The sequence below is a fragment of the Ferrimicrobium sp. genome (assembly GCA_022690815.1).
Classification (GTDB): Bacteria; Actinomycetota; Acidimicrobiia; order Acidimicrobiales; family Acidimicrobiaceae; genus Ferrimicrobium.
On sequence record JALCZJ010000028.1, the window covers coordinates 1 to 18,680 of the forward strand.

At 57.9% G+C, this 18,680-nt stretch carries 19 protein-coding genes; 4 read left to right on the plus strand and 15 right to left on the minus strand.

The features are described from left to right. Window positions 1-128: 128 nt before the first annotated feature. Entirely contained in the window at window positions 129-392 is a 264-nt protein-coding gene (locus MP439_08705; GenBank protein MCI2976140.1) for a WhiB family transcriptional regulator, read from the minus strand. 181 nt (window positions 393-573) lie between these two features. Between MP439_08705 and MP439_08710 the strand changes: the two genes are divergently transcribed. Further along, complete coding sequence (locus MP439_08710) at window positions 574-834, plus strand: hypothetical protein (GenBank protein MCI2976141.1); 261 nt, start codon at window positions 574-576, stop codon at window positions 832-834. A gap of 189 nt (window positions 835-1,023) precedes the next feature. Here the strand turns inward: MP439_08710 and MP439_08715 are convergent, their stop codons facing one another. Then, window positions 1,024-1,734 carry a hypothetical protein gene (locus MP439_08715; GenBank protein ID MCI2976142.1) on the minus strand — a complete coding sequence of 237 codons (711 nt, stop codon included), beginning with the start codon at window positions 1,732-1,734 and terminating at the stop codon, window positions 1,024-1,026. 408 nt (window positions 1,735-2,142) lie between these two features. Here MP439_08715 and MP439_08720 point away from each other — a divergent pair, with 408 nt between their 5' ends. Continuing rightward, on the plus strand, window positions 2,143-2,652 hold the full coding sequence (locus tag MP439_08720) for a MarR family transcriptional regulator (protein ID MCI2976143.1): 510 nt from the start codon (window positions 2,143-2,145) through the stop codon (window positions 2,650-2,652). Window positions 2,653-2,800: 148 nt separating this feature from the next. On the opposite strand, the gene MP439_08725 is transcribed toward MP439_08720, so the two are convergent. From MP439_08725 to sdhA, 13 genes are all read right to left on the minus strand, one after another. Continuing rightward, the gene (locus tag MP439_08725; protein MCI2976144.1) at window positions 2,801-4,237 is read right to left on the minus strand and encodes an MFS transporter; all 1,437 of its coding nucleotides are present in this window, start codon (window positions 4,235-4,237) and stop codon (window positions 2,801-2,803) included. A gap of 192 nt (window positions 4,238-4,429) precedes the next feature. Then, window positions 4,430-5,218 carry a methylenetetrahydrofolate reductase gene (locus MP439_08730; protein ID MCI2976145.1) on the minus strand — a complete coding sequence of 263 codons (789 nt, stop codon included), beginning with the start codon at window positions 5,216-5,218 and terminating at the stop codon, window positions 4,430-4,432. 73 nt (window positions 5,219-5,291) lie between these two features. After that, on the minus strand, window positions 5,292-6,149 hold the full coding sequence (locus tag MP439_08735) for a bifunctional 5,10-methylenetetrahydrofolate dehydrogenase/5,10-methenyltetrahydrofolate cyclohydrolase (GenBank protein ID MCI2976146.1): 858 nt from the start codon (window positions 6,147-6,149) through the stop codon (window positions 5,292-5,294). Between the two features lie 204 nt (window positions 6,150-6,353). Beyond that, entirely contained in the window at window positions 6,354-7,844 is a 1,491-nt protein-coding gene (gene purH, locus MP439_08740) for a bifunctional phosphoribosylaminoimidazolecarboxamide formyltransferase/IMP cyclohydrolase (protein ID MCI2976147.1), read from the minus strand. Next, on the minus strand, window positions 7,832-8,470 hold the full coding sequence (gene purN, locus MP439_08745; GenBank protein ID MCI2976148.1) for a phosphoribosylglycinamide formyltransferase: 639 nt from the start codon (window positions 8,468-8,470) through the stop codon (window positions 7,832-7,834). Before purN ends, purH begins: the two co-directional genes overlap by 13 nt. A 25-nt stretch (window positions 8,471-8,495) precedes the next feature. Further along, window positions 8,496-9,380: a succinate--CoA ligase subunit alpha gene (sucD, locus tag MP439_08750; GenBank protein ID MCI2976149.1), complete on the minus strand. Its 885-nt coding sequence runs from the start codon at window positions 9,378-9,380 to the stop codon at window positions 8,496-8,498. Then, the gene (gene sucC, locus MP439_08755) at window positions 9,377-10,528 is read right to left on the minus strand and encodes an ADP-forming succinate--CoA ligase subunit beta (GenBank protein MCI2976150.1); all 1,152 of its coding nucleotides are present in this window, start codon (window positions 10,526-10,528) and stop codon (window positions 9,377-9,379) included. Before sucC ends, sucD begins: the two co-directional genes overlap by 4 nt. A gap of 171 nt (window positions 10,529-10,699) precedes the next feature. Next, window positions 10,700-11,110 (minus strand): cobalamin B12-binding domain-containing protein, encoded by a 411-nt coding sequence (locus MP439_08760; GenBank protein MCI2976151.1) that lies wholly within the window; start codon window positions 11,108-11,110, stop codon window positions 10,700-10,702. Between the two features lie 396 nt (window positions 11,111-11,506). After that, window positions 11,507-11,728 (minus strand): hypothetical protein, encoded by a 222-nt coding sequence (locus MP439_08765; GenBank protein MCI2976152.1) that lies wholly within the window; start codon window positions 11,726-11,728, stop codon window positions 11,507-11,509. 42 nt (window positions 11,729-11,770) lie between these two features. Beyond that, window positions 11,771-12,388: a DUF2510 domain-containing protein gene (locus MP439_08770; protein MCI2976153.1), complete on the minus strand. Its 618-nt coding sequence runs from the start codon at window positions 12,386-12,388 to the stop codon at window positions 11,771-11,773. A 37-nt stretch (window positions 12,389-12,425) separates the two neighbouring features. After that, complete coding sequence (locus tag MP439_08775) at window positions 12,426-12,752, minus strand: hypothetical protein (protein MCI2976154.1); 327 nt, start codon at window positions 12,750-12,752, stop codon at window positions 12,426-12,428. Next, entirely contained in the window at window positions 12,739-13,485 is a 747-nt protein-coding gene (locus MP439_08780) for a succinate dehydrogenase iron-sulfur subunit (GenBank protein MCI2976155.1), read from the minus strand. The genes MP439_08775 and MP439_08780 overlap by 14 nt, the downstream gene beginning before the upstream one ends. Next, window positions 13,486-15,237, minus strand: a complete 1,752-nt coding sequence (gene sdhA, locus MP439_08785; GenBank protein ID MCI2976156.1) for a succinate dehydrogenase flavoprotein subunit — start codon at window positions 15,235-15,237, stop codon at window positions 13,486-13,488. It abuts the gene before it with no gap. Between the two features lie 69 nt (window positions 15,238-15,306). Between sdhA and MP439_08790 the strand changes: the two genes are divergently transcribed. Both MP439_08790 and MP439_08795 read left to right on the plus strand, forming a co-directional pair. Beyond that, entirely contained in the window at window positions 15,307-16,689 is a 1,383-nt protein-coding gene (locus tag MP439_08790) for a magnesium chelatase (GenBank protein MCI2976157.1), read from the plus strand. Then, window positions 16,682-18,622 (plus strand): hypothetical protein, encoded by a 1,941-nt coding sequence (locus tag MP439_08795; GenBank protein ID MCI2976158.1) that lies wholly within the window; start codon window positions 16,682-16,684, stop codon window positions 18,620-18,622. Before MP439_08790 ends, MP439_08795 begins: the two co-directional genes overlap by 8 nt. Window positions 18,623-18,680: the final 58 nt, after the last annotated feature.

Consider the following 18,680-nt stretch of genomic DNA (forward strand, 5'->3'; position numbering starts at 1 on the left):
CCTTGCAGCGACGAGCCTTTGACCTGATTGGGGCCAAGTTGAGCGTGTGACAGTAAAACTGACCCCAGGATAGACCAAAACCCCAGCTAGCGGTAGGGGTGAGTTGGGATGGTGGGGGTGAGTTCAGCTTAGCGGCGGATCAACTGCGCACGGTGTAGTCGCTTGCGCTCTCGCTCGGAGGAGCCGCCCCAGACGCCATGTTCGATCCGGTTCTTCAACGCATAGGCGAGACAGTCATCGATCACGCTACAGGTAACACAGATTTTGCGAGCGCAAACCACTCCAGCGCCGTCAGACGGGAAAAATATCGCCGGGTCTAGCCCCCGACAAGCCCCAGCTGCCATCCATGGTTCACTAACCCAAACGATTTCATCGACATCGTCAGTTGCCAAGGTTCCCTCCCCCTTCAAGTCATCCCTTGACTCCTAGGATATTACCGTATAGTAACATTTGCAAGACTCGATCGAAAGATGTCATCCATTCGGATGACAAACTCAGCAACCAAATGCCAACAGCACTTGGCTTGACGCACAGGTACTTCCTCGGATGTCACAACCCAGTAGGATGCTAGAGATGAACGAGACGGAGCAACCAGTTGAAATCCGCGCACGGGTCAAGATCTTGTACCTTGGGCCTGTCGCCCCGCATTGGGAGGTTCGCTGGAGCTCAGGAGATCGCCAAGTTGTCGATGAGTTCACCCAACGGGTAAACGCTCGGCTCATGATGCTGCCACCGCACGATCCACAGTTCCGACGCAACCGCGAACGTGTCATGCGCGACGCCGAACGCGAAGGCATCTATGTCGCATGGGACATCGATGAAGACGATTCGTAGGCCATCGATTACGTCAAGTGTTCGTGCGATCATGATCCCAGAGCAATGCCCGCACTGGTCGCGACCAGTCATCCCAGGGACTTCGTCCCAGATTGCGTGGTCACGTCGCAAGCAGATTGCATACTAACAACACCCCAGGAGCCAACACCTTAGAAACGGAGTGTACAACCGAGTCCAGTAGGGACTCTATTACTTTTTTTTCTTGAAGATCTTTCGCTTCACGACCAAGTCGTCATCCGAACGATCCCATCCCAGCTTGTCAGCGGCACGATCAAGATCCGTGTCGATCTCTCCGGTGTGCTCAAACGCACGATTCTTACGGGCAAGCGAGTTCATGAACTCCTCCGTCCCCGGGATGATCGCCGCGTGGGAGCCAAACTCAAACCGCGGTGGCATTGGGTCAAGATGCCCTTGGGCCTGAGCGACGTCAGCACGAGCCTCGCCGTTGGGATCGTAGGCGCCAGTCGCCAGAGGGGCTCCTGCTTCGGCTGTTGTCGACGCTTCCGTCCGCTCAACGGGTTGGGCAGAACTAGTTCGAGCTTCATCGTCTGGCGTGACGCCAACCCCCGATACCCAGGCTACCCCCATTGCCTCCATTCCCAGTGGCCAAACCTCTGTTGATCGGGTCTCAATCAATGGCTGAGTCCCAGCCTCGTCGGATGCCACCACCTTGTCTGGGGCCGTAGTCTCATCCGATGCCACTGTCGCGCTCGATTCAGTGGCCTGATGCGGGACGGCTATATCAGGTGGAACATCAGCGTCTTGTGGTAAGATCGAATCCGCTGGAGCGACAGCCATGCCGCCGGGCACCACGGAGCCAGGTTCAATCAACGCATCAGACGAAGGAGTTTGGGCGGGGACTGTTGGGGTCGCCATCGTATCGGCAATGGGTTGACCCATCAACCACCCTCGTGCAACATCTCGAGGATCATCCTCGCGCCCAGGTCTTGACGGGGATCCCTCAACGTCAGCAAGCAGACCACGAATGTGTGCATAAACTTCCCCAGGGCGTTGGAAATCGCTCGCAACCATACGCTGGTCACCAGGGACCGTTGTCGGACTCTCGGCAGTTGTCTCCACCAACTCGGGTAGTCTCACCGGATGCTCGGGATCCGCTAACGCGGCTGTCCGTTGCAACACTGACCAAAATGAAGCGCGCTGGTCCGTTGAGTTACTCTGTTCCTGCTTGGGATACATAATGAATCTATCGTCACCTCCCCCGGAAACATAACCCCCAGCGGTAACTTTACTCGATATCTACGAACCAGGTAACATAATCGACGGGACAGCAAGGATAGGAGCCAGTGGATGAATCACGCAAACACCCCAAATCGAGATGCCTATCTTGAGGAGATTGAGGACGGCCTCCGATCGATGATCCGGTGGAGCCGTCGCCACTCGTCACAGCTCGCCCACGACCTCTACCAGGGTCTCGATCTCACCGCGCTCACTATTCTTTCGGCTCTCGATGACCATCCTCAGTCACGGTTGACCCACCTTGCTGAATGGCTCAAATTGGATCTCTCCAATGCCAGTCGCCAAACATCGCTGCTTGAAGCTGCCGAGCTGATCGAAAAAACCAGCGACCCAAACGATCGGAGATCAACCCTGCTTTCCGTCAGCCCAAAGGGTAAAGAAGTCTTGGAGCAGGCGCGCCGAGAGTCGACCAATTTCATGCACTCGGTCTACCAAGAATGGGACACCAGCGAGCTTGCCCAATTCGCCTCGATGATCACCCGAACCGTCGACGCCATCGACGAGATTCGCTCGTCGACCGAACACCTTGTCGACCGAAGAGCGGCAAAGACCAACCCGTAGCCAACGTGTCGGCACAAACCCACCACTTACTGTCGACCTTTGGCCTGGGCATCACCATCCGATTTTGCTTTCCAAACGCCCAGAAAACGTCATGCTGTCAGCCACCTAGGCGACTGACAGCATGACGCCAACTCCTCTGTCGATTCAATCAGTCTTGCTGGGGCGCTAGCCGATCGGCCGCCGCACGCACGATCTTCTCAGCATGTGCAGCGATGTCATCCTCACCCGAGACATCCTCCATCGACCGATTCGCTGGCTCCGGCAGGACCAAGGTCACGAGGAAACCAAGAACCGCCATGCCGAAGGAGAAGTCGAGCGCTCCGGCGACACCAAGATGGCTCTTGATGATCGGGAAGAGGTAGACCCCAAGAAAGGCACCAAACTTGGCGATGCCCGCCGAAAGGCCATGACCCGTGGATCGCATGCTGGTGGGATAGACCTCCCCTGCAAGCACGAACGTGGTCTCGTTGGGGCCGAACTCAGCGAAGAAGTAACTCACACCGAAGAGCAGCAAGAACGGCAGGACCAAGGTCGTGATGTTCGGGATTACTCCGATCGCCAGAAAGGCGAGGCCCATGAACAAGAATCCGATGAGCTGGAGTCGCTTGTGACCGATTCGATCCATGAACATCGCTGCGAGGTAATAGCCAGGTACCGCCGCCACTGAGAAGACGATGAGCTGGAGCGCGATGGCCTCAGTCAGCACGTGAGCGCCGGTCCCACCGAGAACGCTTTTGACGATGAGGGGTGCTGAAACCGAGTTGCCGTAGTACGCGTAGTCAAAGACGAACCAGGATCCAGCGGTGCCCAAGAGGTACAAGAGATAGCGGCGATTCGAGAGAAACGCCCCAAGGCTGAGGCGCGCCGGCTTGTCGTTGGAATGAGCCACCAAAAGTCCACCATCGGAGAAGGAGGCAAGATCCTTGGCGGCACCCGCGTTGTCTCCTCTAACCCGGGCACTGTATCGTGGTGACTCTGGCATCTTGCGCCGCAGATAGACGACGGCAAGCGCAGGAACCGCTCCAAGGCCGAGCATCAACCTCCAGGCGATATCGGCATTGACATTCGCCGAAAGCAGCGCCAGCGCCACAACATAACCAGCCACCGTACCGAGCGCCTGCATGGCAAACACCAAGCCGACGAGCTTGCCACGGGATTTGGTGTTCGAGTACTCGCTCATGAGCACAGCCGACATCGGATAATCACCGCCTACGCCGATCCCAAGAATGAAACGGAAGATCAGGAGCCAGATGAAGCCGGGAGAGAATGCAGAGAGGACGGCACCGACTACCATCAGTGCGGCCTCCATGCCATAGACCTTCTTACGGCCAAGCCTGTCCGAGATACGTCCAAATATGATAGCCCCAAAGAAGGCCGACAACAGCGTGATCGAGTTGATGAGGCCGGTCTCGGAGGCACTGAGACCCCACTGCTTTGCAATGAGGGTGGTCGCGGTACCGATAATGAACAGATCGTAGGCATCGGTAAAGAATCCCATGCCTGCGACGAAGATGGATCGTGTATGAAACCGTGATAGAGGCGCATTGTTCAATGCATCAGAGATGGATTGATTGCTATCGCTCATCGCATGCCTTTCTGTGTGACGTCTATCTGCGACCGAATCGTCGCCGACATAGCCAGTGTGTACGGCGATAGTTGCCATAGACCGACGCAAAGGTAACCTCGCGGTAAACATCACATGAACAATAACGAGGTGGCCTCGCGTCCACCCATGGCGCACTGAGCTGTGGCGAGAAGTTACCTTGAGGAGTTGAGGCTAATCAACGACGGTGGCCGACAACCGCTCGAAGAACTCGGTGGTGACCGCGGCATTGTTCATCGAGAACAGATGCACACCCTTTGCACCATCTTGGAGCGCCCGCTTGGCCAGCGCCAGCGCCGCATCGAGCCAGCGCGCACGAAACTCGTCAAGTCCACCAGCATCCCTCAGCTCTAAAGGCGGAACTCCGACCGATAGCTTGATGCCGGCGATCTGTGCCATACGCTGGAGTTGCTTGGGTGACGCTGGCACCATCAACCCAGGCACCACCGGTGTGGCCACGTTATGCGCCTCCATGGCGGCGCGTAGCCCCGCGAAGGATGGGTAATCGAAGAAGAACTGTGTCAAGCCAAGGTCAGCACGTGCGAGCTTGGCAGCCGCGTACGCGCGATCCTGAGCCAGATCCACTGATTCTGGATGTCCGTTCGGGTGCAAGGCCACCATCACCGGCAAATCACTCTCCTGGCGTACGAGATCGACCAGCTCGCCTGCATAACGCAGATCACCTGGACCGAGTTGGACTCCTCCCTCGAGCGGCGGGTCACCCCGTAAGGCGAGGATACCACAGGCACCAATCGCCTCATAGCGATGAATCAGGTCAACTAGTTCATCCCGGGTATTGCCAAGACAGGCCAGATGAGCAACCACATGAAAGCCCATGCCAACGAGCTCCTCAATCAGGGCAATCGTCTTCGGGCGAGACGAACCCATCGCACCGTAGGTGACCGTCACAAAGTCCGGGCGAATCTCTCGCAGGGCACCCAAGAGCTCGTCAAGTTTGGTCACCTGAGCCTCGCTTCGTGCGGGCCAGACCTCAACCGAGCGAATCGGGCCAGCGTGTCCAGTTACAACATCAGGCTTAAACAACCGTCACCTCAGCCGCACGCACTGCATTTGACAAGAGCATCGCACGCGTCATTGGCCCAACGCCACCAATTCGAGGGGTGATATATCCCGCAACCTCGCCTACGGCATCGTCGACATCGGAGAGGAGTTTGCGTCCCTCAAACGTCGTGCCAGCGCCCACAACGATGGCCCCAGGTCGCACCATATCCGCAGTGATGATGCCAGGCGATCCAGCTGCCGCGACGATGACATCTGCGGTGCGGGTATAGTCCCCAAGCGCTTGGACCTTTGAATGTACGACGGTAACGGCAGCGTTGAGACCTGGTCGATTGAGTGTGAGCAACAAAGCCAGCGGGCGCCCAATCGTCACCCCACGACCGACGATCACCACGTGTTTGCCGGTGAGATCCAAACCATAGAGGCCAAGAAGCTCGACAATGCCGGCTGGCGTACAGGCGAGGACTTGAGGCTCACCAAGAGCTAGTAGACCAAGATTGACAGGGTGAAGGCCGTCGACGTCCTTTGCAGGCCTCACCGCCGCCAACACACGATCCTGGTCAAGGTGCGCGGGCAGCGGCAACTGCACGAGGTAGGAGTGGACCCGCTGGTCGTGGTTGAGAGTGTCAAGGACCTCAAGGAGCTCGTCCATCGTCACATCGGCACCCAAGCGATGATCGAAGGAGGCGATCCCAAGTTCAGCACAATCAGCATGTTTCATGGCAACATAGCGAGCACTCGGTGCGTCATCCCCAACCAAGACCGTCGCGAGTCCGACCTCAACCCCTCGATGGCCTAAGGCTATAATGCGTTCTTGCAAACCCTCTTTGACCTTCGATGCAGCCCAATTGCCATCTAAAATGGTCGCAGCCACGTGCACTCCTTACCTACTTAGACTTACGTAAATTGAGGGCCAAACGACCTCTGAACATCGACCAGTCGCCACCAACGGACCTAAGCTTCCCATCACGTAAGCCGTCCCATCTGTGTCAAGGAGTTGTGGTCGACACCTTGGCATGCCGCAAATGCCACACTCCACCCCGCAGGCAAACCAGCTCCGAATCGTATCCGATGGCGCTCAATGGCGGAAATGACGCCGCGGGGCGAAAAGTAACGTGATCTGAGCCTGCTCAGCCACCTGAGCGATCGCATCGTCCTTGACAGAGCCAGAGGGGGCAACTACCGTCGTAACGCCGGCCTCGATCAGCGTCTCCAACCCGTCAGGGAACGGGAAAAATGCGTCGGAGGCAGCTGCACCACCAACAGCCTTGACACCTGCCTTCGTCACGGCAATCCGGCTGGCATCGACTCGCGATGGTTGACCTTGGCCGACGCCGACTGCCGCCTGATCCTTCACGACGACCACTGCGTTCGATGCCGCTGCCTGGGCTACGGCTACCGCCAACCAAGCGTCTAAAAGCTCATCTTCGGTCGCATGACGACTCGTCACCTGTCGAAACTCCTCGATCCCCTCGAGCGCATCGGCAGGTTGCACGAGGTAGCCGCCAGCGACGGACCGCAGTTGCAGTGTCTCTGGAGCCCCCGGGAACAGAGCGATCCGACTCCTTTTGCGCTTTGCGAAGATCATCTCTTCGGCACAATCAACCACCCCTGGTGCTACCAGGACATCGAACTTCGGTCGGGCAAGCATGACTTCGGCCAACGCTGGAGTCAATGGACGGTTGATTGCCACTACGCCACCAAAGGCCGACAGAGGATCACCCTCAAACGCCTGCACGTAGGCGTCGACGATGCTGTCACGGCGCGCGACCCCACAGGGCGCACCGTGCTTGACGACGACACAGGCCGGGTCAACGCCGAGTCTGTCTAGCAGCCGCTGCGCTCCATCGGCATCGAAAATGTTGAGATACGACGGCTCCTGTGAGCCCAACCACACTGTGTTAGCCCAACCCGCCTTCTCATCCTCGTCATCGACGTAGAGTCCGCCAGGTTGATGGGGGTTCTCGCCGTAGCGAAGCTCTTGCACCCGCGTCAACTGTAACACCTTATGAGCAGGCAATGGCGATGAGTCCTGACCAAGCCAGGTCGCAACCCGAGCGTCGTAGGCTGACACGTAGGCAAAAGCCTTTGACGCGAGACTCCGGCGCTCTTCGAGGCCCAGACCGGTGGCGAGGTTTTCACGGACTCGTTCGTAATCGTCTGGATCGACCACCACACCGACTGAGGCGTAGTTTTTGGCGGCGGCGCGAACGAGTGCCGGGCCCCCGATATCGATAAGCTCGATGCTCGGATCGCGATCAAAAGGATAAAGATTGACGATGACAAGGTCGATGGGAGACCACCCCTGCGATGCAAGCTGGGCGACATGTTCAGGCTTACTTCGGTCTGCGAGAATCGGGCCGTGGATGGCCGGATGCAACGTCTTGACCCTACCCCCAAACAGCGACCCGAAGCCAGTGATGTCCTCTACCTTGGTATGAGCAATGCCAAGCTTGTCCAGAGCATCTGCGGTGCCGCCACTTGCGATGATCGAGTAGCCAGCCTCGATCAGCGCCGGAGCAAGAATGTCCAGTCCGGTCTTGTCATAGAGTGAAATTAGGGCCTGCATCGCTGCACCTCCTGTTCGAGTTCTTGTTGGAAGTCATCCGTCAACCACCAGTTTGCATGCTCCAATGCGTGACGCTCGGCCGTTGCAATCACCGATGGGTATAGCCACCGCTCCACAGCCTTGATCCGATCGTGCAGGGAGTCGACGTCATCGCCGGATCGTACCCACACCGGCTCTTGGGCGATGATCGGGCCAGCATCGACTGCTGGCACCACGAGATGCACGGTTGTCCCGGTAACCTTGACCCCGCTTGCGATCGCCTGCTCGACCGAGTGCCAGCCCGGGAAGCTTGGCAGCAACGATGGGTGAGTGTTCACCATCAGGCCATGAAACTCCTCGAGCACCAATCCCTCCAGGATGGTACCGAAGCCCGCCAAGGCGACAAAATCGACCTTGGAGCGATGCAGCTTCTCAAGCACGGCGTCACTGTAGTCTTGCCGACGCAATTTGCGCCGATCGTCAAGGAATGCCTGACGATCGAGTAAGACCCGCTCAACACCGCGAGCACCCGCGACCTCAAGCCCCCGACAATCGCGGTCAGCCATGACCAACGCTGGGGCGATCCCCCGATCGAGGATCGCCTCCATGATCGAACCAACTCCGGAGACGAGAACCGCTATACGCACGCCGACAGGCTACCCGACACGAGGCTCAGAGCCTTTCGACAATCTCAACCATCCGGTCACCAGCCTCCGTCGGGTTCACCGCAACAATCACACCTGCTTCTCGCAGGACATCCATCTTCCCCTGGGCAGTACCATGGCCCCCGGAGACGATGGCGCCGGCATGGCCCATTTTGCGACCTGGAGGGGCGGTGACGCCCGCAACATAGGCGACGACGGGCTTTGTCACATGTTCTTTGATGAACTCGGCAGCCTTTTCCTCCTCCTCTCCACCGATCTCACCGATCATCAACACGGCCTTGGTTTCGGGGTCAGCTTCGAACGCTGCGAGACAATCGATAAAATTGGTACCCGGTACCGGATCGCCTCCGATGCCAACACAGGTGGTCTGTCCGACACCTTTTTGACTCAACTCATAGAGCGCCTGATAGGTCAGGGTTCCCGAGCGTGAGACGATTCCTACCGGCCCACCCGGCAGGGCGATATCACCAGAGGTAATACCGATATTGCACCGTCCTGGCGAGATAATGCCCGGGCAGTTTGGGCCTAACAACCGAGTGCCGGGATAGTTGCGTCGCATCACGCTCGCGACCATCGCCTCATCCTTGGCAGGAATGAACTCCGTGATGCACACCACGAAGGCCAGGCCGGCCGCGGCCGCCTCAATGATAGCATCGGCGGCGAAACGAGGAGGCACGACAATGAAGCTGGCGGTCGCGCCAGTTGCGGCTGCAGCATCTTTCACCGAGTCATAGATCGGAATGCCATCAACATCGGTCCCTGCCTTGCCAGGCGTCACGCCGGCGACAATTTTGGTTCCGTAGTCACGGTTTCGCAGTCCGTGGAAGCGCCCTTGATTGCCAGTCAAACCCTGCACGATCACCTTGGTATTCTCATCGACAAAGATACTCATCGTTCGCCCTTCTTTGCAAGCTCTACCGCGGCCTTAGCCGCGCCCACCATCGTCTTCTCGACGCGAATCTTGTCGGAAAGCAAGCCCTCAAGGATCGCGTGGCCCTCCTTTGCGTTCGTCCCGTCCAGCCTGATCACCATCGGAAAGCTGATCTCGACACGACCGAGCGCCTCTTGAATACCCTTGGCCACCTCGTCACAACGAGTGATCCCACCGAAAATATTCACGAACACTGCCTCTACCTTTTCGTCGGTGTTGATCACCTCAAGCGCATTCGCCATCGCATCCGCGCCGGCGCCACCACCAAGGTCGAGGAAGTTTGCCGCTCGACCACCTGCCTGGCTCACGACGTCAAGTGTTGCCATCGCAAGACCAGCGCCGTTGGCGATGATGCCCACGGTGCCGTCGAGGCCGATGTAGTTGAGGCCTTTGGAACGGGCAAGCGCTTCACGGCCATCGAGTTCCATATCCTGACGATAAGACTCCCACTCAGGATGACGATAGCTCGCGCTATCATCAAGGGTAACCTTTGCATCCAGAGCATGCACGTTGCCATCCGTCTTGATGATCAGCGGATTTACCTCTACCAGATCTGCATCACCCTCGACAAAAGCCTGGTAGAGCTGCAACAGTACCCGCGTGACTCCGGCCCGTGAAGCCTCATCAATGCTGGCTTCACTCACAATGCGAGCGGCCTGGTCCTCGGTAAAGCCCTCGAGCGGATCGATGTGAACTCGAGCAATGGCACCTGGGTTGGTCTTTGCCACTTCTTCGATCTCGACACCACCCTCCGAGGAAAGCAGGCACAGATACTGCTTGACTCCTCGATCGAGGGTGAAGCTTACGTAATACTCTTTTGCGATATCGGAGGCATGTTCAACCCACACCTTATGGACGATGTGACCCTTGATGTCCATGCCCAAAATTGCTCGCGCAACCTCTCGAGCCTCATCCGCGTCACGCACCAGCTTGACTCCACCGGCCTTGCCGCGCCCGCCAACTTGCACTTGGGCCTTGATGACCGCGGGGAATCCAACTGAACCAGCGGCCTCAGCCGCAGCATCCGGATCTCGCACCAAGACACCAGTCGATGTCGGCACCCCATAACGCGCAAAAAAATCCTTGCCTTGATATTCGAATAGATCCACTAGATCACGCCTCTCTCTTCCATCAGCTGGTTGCCTTTCGTTTCCATCTCGCTGTCCATCGTCGATGATCCAACACCCCAATCGGGTTTCGCCACGTAACCACACGATCAACTGCGGCCAACTCAGCTCTAGGCATCAACAACCGCTAGTCAGCCGCGTTGACGCTACACCTTAGCTGGCACGCTCTCGAGCGTCAAGCGTCGCCTCTAGCCAATCGCAGATAGCCGTCAACGACGAGCCTGGCGTGAAGACTTGGGCGACACCCATCTCCTTGAGTATCGGAATATCACCATCTGGGATGATCCCCCCGACCACCAGAAGGGTCTCCGTACGACCACGCTCCTCGAGGCCTGCAATCAGCTTGGGGACGAGCGTGAGGTGGGCACCCGACAAAAGCGAGACACCGATTGCATCAGCATCCTCCTGCACAACCGTCTCGACAATCTGGTCAACCGTCTGGTGCAAACCGGTATAAATCACTTCAAAACCCGCATCCCTGAGGGCTCGGGCAACGACCTTTGCGCCACGGTCATGACCATCAAGGCCTGGCTTCGCTACTACGACTCGATAGGGTCTCTCCACGACGCGAATCTTATCGCAGATTGCCCGCATCTGCTAACCAGGCAGCTCAAACGCCATTGACGGGGGTGCTTGTCGGCGCCCAACTACCCTCCGGCGCCCAATGTCACCAACAATAACGTAGCACAACGATGGTCCCAGCTGCTCAGCTGACTCAACATGTCCCGATCAGCTCACCTTCCCAGTCAGCTCACCTTCCCAGTCAGAGCGAGCCGGAGTCTCTTAAAAGGATCCTCAACAACCCCTGTTGAGCCAAGTCTGTTGAGCCAAGTCTGTCGAGCCAAGTCTGTCGAGCCAGGCCTGTCACAGTGCGAGCAGGAGACGGCTCACGATGCCCGGACGTACGAACAACTAACCAACGCTTAGTCAAACAAACGTTACGACCCTGACGCAGAATGATCAGGAGGAGAAACTCGAGGCATCCTGGCGGACGAACCCGCAACGATCGAGATAACTAAGACGATCTTCGAGGGCCTGAAGCCAAGCCGATTTATCACGCTCGAAGTCGCTTCGATTGCCCTCCTCGAAGTCGTGCTCCATCTCACTAAAGGCTAAGTCTTCAGCATCAAGAAGGCGACGGTAGTGGACTAACAAGTTATCGTCGATGCAGTGCTCGATCACGATCCCCCCTTAGAGACTCGGATGAGTCTACGATAGCACAGCTCACTTCCTCGACGAGGCAAAAACCGCACAATCCGGTATCCCTGCCTGGGTCACCGCAGCATCAACCGAGTGCATCGCCGCCACCGTCGATGTGCCCGAGGCACCACTGTGCCGCGCCTGGCGTCCCCAAACAATGGCGAGATCTGACCATCGCGCAGCAATCGTCTTGGCCTGAGCTATCTTCGGGGCACGCCCCGCCAAGACGCCAAAGGCTGATGCGCTTTGATCGAGTTTTGTGCCAAGGAGACTCGGGGCATCCTTCTCAAGCTCTCCGACACTGACCCCGTCAAAAACACTCGAGCACACACTCGTTGCGGCTTGACGATAGCTAGCGAGGCTCCGAATCTTTGGGCTCGCATTACCGACAACGCTTAGGATGATGAGTTGTGCGATGACACCACCCAACAGTAGTGCAACGACGATGATGCTCACAAGGCGCACCAGGCGTCGACTTCTCGGTGCTGGGCGACGAAAGGACACCTCCGTGGGTGGCAGCTCTCCAACGAAGTGGGTAAAACTTGGCCGTTGACGTAACAAATCTGTCCAGGTTGCACCGTCGAAGTATCGAAGTCGCTCGTCGCCGTCTGGATACCACCCAGGTTGGATGGGCTGACGCATATCCCTTCGGCTACCCAACATCGTGTACCCCCTGTGATCAGTCTGGCGCAGCCGCTGCAGCCTGGCGCAAGAGCCTGGCGTGCTCGCGCAACAGTGGCGCACCACGCAAAATGCGAACCCCTCCCTGGGACAACAACGCACCAACACTAAGCGAACGGTCTCCAATAACCGCGATCTCCACCAGCCTATCGCGATCTACCTTTGCAAGATCCGCTTCGCTGAATTCATCGACCACGCAGTCTTGGCGCACGCCAAGCGCTCGCAGCAGCGAACCGTCTGGGGCGCGAAGCCCCAGTATCACGACATGGTCAGCCAGATTGGTCGCTTCGTTCGACACAACAGCCTCGGTGCTAGGACCGATCATAGAGAATGGCCCTCTTCACCTCTTCGATGGCTTCGGTGACTTTGATGCCACGTGGGCAGGCTTCGGTGCAGTTGAACGAGGTCCGGCACCGCCACACGCCACTCTTCTGATTCAAGATGTCAAGACGCTCGTTCCTAGCCTCGTCACGAGAGTCAAAGATAAATCGGTGCGCATTGACGATGGCCGCTGGGCCAATGTAGGAACCATTGGCCCAGTAGACAGGGCACGAAGTGGAGCAAGCACCACAGAGAATGCACTTGGTCGTATCATCAAAGCGCGCACGATCCTCCGGCGATTGGTAACGCTCCTTGTAACCCGGATCGTCACTGGCGATCAGATACGGCAGAACGCTTCGATATTGAGCAAAGAAGGGCTCCATATCCACGACCAGATCTTTAATTACCGGCAGCCCACGCACAGGCTCAATCACCAGGTCAGTCCCGATCGAGGAGATCAGGTTGACACAGCCAAGACGATTCTCACCGTTGATCATCATTGCATCGGATCCGCAGACTCCATGCGCACAGCTCCGCCGAAAGCTCAGAGTTCCGTCAAGTGTGCCCTTCACAGCAATGAGTGCGTTTAAGACGGTATCGGACGATTTAAGCTTAAGGTCGTACTCACGCCAGTGTGGCCGGAGGTCAACCTCGGGGTTAAAGCGCTTGATGGCGAGATGGACATCGACCTCTTTGATAAGGGCGGCCGGTTCAGCTTGTTGGACGGTTGCAGTCATTTAGTACTTTCTCTCCATCGGCTCGTAACGACCCTGCACGACAGGCTTGTAGTCAAGGGTAATAGCCCCTGACTCGTCCCGATAGGCAAGGGTGTGTTTCATCCAGTTAGCATCATCTCGCGTCGGGAAATCATCACGCCAGTGAGCACCCCGACTCTCTTGTCGGGCATCAGCTCCGAGGACAAGGACCTCAGCGATGTCCAAAAGGCTCCCTAGCTCCAACGCCTCGGTCAAGTCGTAATTAAAGACCGAACCCTTGTCGTCGATGGTGACCTTCTGGTACCGCTCCCTCAATTCATGAATCACCCTGAGCGCCTCTTGCAGCGACTCACCGGTACGCACCACGGACGCATCACGCATCATCGCGACCTGGAGCTCGCTCCGGATGGCGCCAACCTTCTCGCTACCGGTCGAGTTCATCATGGCGTCGATGCGCTCTCGTGTCGGGTCAACGACCGATCGGGGAAGGTCGGGATGATCGACTCCCTGCACATACTCGACCATCGCGCGCCCGCCTCGTCGCCCAAATACGTTGATGTCGAGCAGAGAGTTCGTTCCCAACCGATTTGCCCCGTGCACAGAGACACAGGCACACTCCCCTGCGGCATACAATCCAGGGAGCACGGTGTTGTTCGCATCGATCACGACCTCACCATGGACGTTCGTCGGGATACCACCCATCGCGTAGTGGGCAGTCGGCTGAATCGGGATTGGGTCTGTCTTTGGCTCAAGGCCGAGATAGGTCCGCACGAAGCCGCTGATATCGGGCAGCTTAGCGTCGATCTGCTCGGGTGGGAGATGCGTTAGGTCGAGGTACACATAGTCCTTGTCTGGGCCAGCACCGCGGCCCTCCTTGATCTCAGCATGGATCGCCCGCGCCACCATGTCACGAGGGGCAAGATCCTTCACGGTGGGTGCCACGCGCTCCATGAAGCGTTCACCAAGTCCGTTGCGCAGGATTCCTCCCTCACCGCGAGCACCTTCGGTCAGGAGGATACCGATCCCGTAGATGCCAGTCGGATGGAACTGGTAGAACTCCATGTCCTCGAGTGGAATGCCTCGATGGAATAGCACGCCAGGCCCATCACCGGTCAGCGTATGGGCGTTGGATGTGATCTGGAAGATCCTCCCGTAGCCACCGGTAGCAAACAAGACCCCCTTAGAGGTAAAGACATGCAGGTCTCCAGTGGCCAACTCATAGGCGACCACCCCGGCGGCACGCCGATTCGCCCCTTCACCATCGAAGAGCACGTCGAACACCTGGAACTCGTTGAAGAAGTTCACATCGGCAGCGACACACTGCTGGTAGAGCGTCTGTAAGATCATGTGGCCCGTCCGGTCAGCCGCGTAACAGGCACGGCGTACTGGCGCTTCTCCGTGATTACGCGTGTGTCCGCCAAAGCGCCGCTGGTCAATCTTGCCTTCAGGGGTCCGTGAAAACGGAAGTCCAAAGTGCTCCAGATCGATCACGGCGTCGATGGCTTCTTTGCACATGATGTCGATGGCATCCTGGTCGCCCAGGTAGTCAGAGCCCTTGACGGTGTCAAAGGCGTGCCACTCCCAATAGTCCTCTTCGACGTTCGAGAGAGCAGCGCACATGCCCCCCTGTGCTGCACCCGTATGCGAGCGGGTGGGATAGAGCTTGGTGATCACCGCGGTGCGCACCTTGCCGGCGGTCTCAAGGGCGGCCCGAAGGCCAGCGCCGCCAGCGCCTACGATGACTGCGTCATAACTGTGGTAGTGGATGTTCACACCATACAGTTTTGCATGAATTTGGGTGCTTCATGAAATTTCTCCCGAATTACCCCTAGCATTTTACTCATGGACTTTCCCACAAACCTCGGTGACCTGCTCGATTCTGGCTATCAACCCCGAACAATTCGAGAGGAGATCCGCGCCAACGTCTATGCCCGGCTGCGGTCGAACACTCCGATCATCGATGGAATGATCGGATACGACGACACCGTGCTCCCCGATCTTGAGCGAGCACTCGTCATCGGACACGACATCATCTTCCTCGGCGAGCGCGGGCAGGGCAAGACGCGGATGATCAGGTCGATCAGCCATCTGCTCGATGAATGGATCCCGGTCGTTGAAGGGTCACCCCTCAACGAGGACCCATTGCGGCCGATTTTACCGAGCACCATCGAACTCCTCGACCACGATGGACCCAAGACCCGAGTGGCTTGGTTGTCACGCGACGCTCGTTTCAGCGAGAAGCTCGCTACCCCTGATACGACCATCGCCGACCTCATCGGTGAAGTCGACCCCATCAAGGTAGCCGAAGGCCGCTATCTCGCGGACGCCGACACCATTCACTTCGGTCTCGTACCACGAACCAATCGTGGGATCTTCGCCATCAACGAACTCCCTGACCTTCCAGAACGCATCCAGGTTGGTCTGCTCAACGCACTCGAGGAACGTGATATCCAAATCCGCGGCTACAAGATCGCCCTGCCGCTTGACATTTTCTTCCTCGCTTCGGCAAACCCCGAGGACTACACCAGCCGAGGTCGCCTGATCACACCGCTCAAGGATCGTTTTGGCACCCAAATTACAACCCACTACCCCACGACGATCGAAGACGAGATCGACATCATGATGGTTGAAGCACAGCTTGGCGGTCTTGACATCACCATTCCTGACCCAATTCCCCAGATCATCGCCACCATGGCACAGCAGGCCCGGAGCAACACCAGCATCTCACAACACTCTGGCGTGTCAGTGCGGGCCTCGATTGCGGCCCTCGAGGCCGTCGCGGCAGCAGCGCTCGTTCGATCAGTCCGCAATGATGAGCCCAAGGCGGTCGTGCGCGTGACCGATATCGAGGCGGCGCTGCCTGCCTTCGTGGGGAAGATCGAGGTTGAGTCGTTGGATCCCCGTGAGAGCTTCAAAGTCGCCTCCGCGCTGGGACGTCAGGCCATTGCATCGGTGTTTACCCACATCTACGGCAACCAAGACGCGACGGCCACCATCGCCGAGATCAGCCAGTCACCACTCGAGATAAACGCTGATGAGCCAGATTCCGCCTATCAGTCGCTGCTGACAAGCTATCCCGAACTCGCAGCTTTTATCGGGACGCGATTCAAACAGGATGAGCTTGCCTGCTTCGTCGACCTAGCGCTCGAGGGCCTTGTTGCAACTCGACGCCTCTCACGCCACACCATTGCGAATCGTGTCACCTTTGGACCGGGTCGTGGCTAGACGATTTCGTTACCTCGATTACGACCCTTCGCTCGAAGAAGGGGACGAGTCGGCGGCCATTCTCGACGCCATGACCGATTCGTTGTCCTATCATGGCAACGTCAGTGAGGCACTACGCGAACTGCTCTCACGCGGCTTTGGCGACACACCCGGGCTCGCGGAGCTACTTGAACGACTGCGACGGCGCCGTGACGAACTCCTGTCTCACTACGATCCCAACGGACTCGTTGCCCAGCTCAACGAGGCGCTAGAGGCTATCGTTGACCGCGAGCGTCAAACGCGTTCCAACGCGTACGAGTCGACCGGCGACGAGGATCACCTCCTCGCCAACATGGAGCTTGATGCTTTGCCGGCCGGACTCGGCGAGAAAATTCGCGAGCTTGGGACCTATGAGTTCCTCGATACGAATGCCAAGGAGCGCTTTGACGACCTACTGGCTTCGCTCCGGTCATCAATGTTGAGAGATCAGATCAACCAGCTGCGCAATTCCCTTGCCTCAGCCGACCCCAAAGCCACCGCCCAAATGATGAACGATCTGGCCGCACTTATCGAGCGCTTCAACGCGGGCGACGATGTCGAGGACGACTTCGACGCGTTCAAGGAACGTTACCCAGGCGTTGCCGGCGACGATGAGGATTTTGAGAGCTTTATGGCCCGGATTGCCCAGTCGGCCAAACTCATGCAGTCGCTTCTTAGCTCGATGGACGAGGCGGCACGCAATGAGTTGATGGACCTGATGTCAGCGCTGGCCGAGTCTCCAGAACTCGGGGACGCCATGTCACGGCTTGGCAACGCGTTGGCCTCATCTGGCTCCCTTGAGACCCCTGGCTACGGGTTCCACGGCGAAGTGCCGATCGAACTAGGTGATCTTGAAGATGTGATGCAGACACTGGGTCATCTCGACGAGCTCGAAGGGGCATTGAAACAGGCTGCGAGTCCAGAGCGACTCCGAGAACTCGACCGCAGCCAAGTCGACGAGCTCCTCGGCCCCGATGCCTCTGCTGCCATCGATCGACTCAAGCAGTTGAGCGACCAACTGAGCAACGCTGGTCTCATCAACCGTGATGGCCCCAAACTTGAGCTCACCAACGGCGCCATCGCCAAACTTGGCGAGATAGTACTCCATCGCCTGTTCCCATCGGGCAGTGCACGCCTCCTTGGCAATCATGAGTCACGCCGTATCGGCAACCTCGGCACCGATCTCAGCGGTGAGTCGAAAGCCTATGAGTTTGGCGATCCGTTCAGACTCGCCCTGCGAGAGACGCTGAACAACGCCCTCATGCGTCAGGGTCAGGGGACTCCTCTTCAGCTCGTTCCCGGCGACTTCGCTATCGAGCTGACCGAAGAACGTGCTCGCGCCGCAACGGTTCTTGCGCTCGATCTCTCACTTTCCATGCCCCTCAACGATACATTTCTCCCGGCTAAACAGGTTGCTCTTGCCCTCTCCAGCCTGATTCACGCAAGGTATCCTCGCGACTATCTTGGCTACGTCGTCTTCTCCGAAGTCGCCAGAGAGGTCAACCTCGCTGCACTTCCGAGCGCGCAGTGGGACTACGTCTATGGCACGAACATCGAACACGCCCTACTGTTGGCGCGTACTATGTTGCGGCATCAGCCAGGCCATCGTCAGATCCTTCTCGTCACCGACGGCGAGCCAACTGCCCACGTAGACCCGACAAGCCATGAGGTCTTCTTCTCGTATCCGCCCTCGTACGAGACCGTGCAACGCACATTAGCCGAGGTGCTCCGCTGCACCCGAGAAAAGATCACCATCAACCTCTTTGTCCTCAATGCCGACAGTGGCCTCCGGGGTTTTGTCAACGACGTTCTCGCCATCAACCATGGAGAGGCCTTCTACTCCTCGGGCAGTGGCCTTGGAACGACCCTCGTGCAAGAGTACATCAATGATCGGGGCCGACGAGATCGTCAATAAATCACTCGTTTGCGATTGGAGTCTTGACGCCGTCCGTCAACGCCAATCACATCGACTG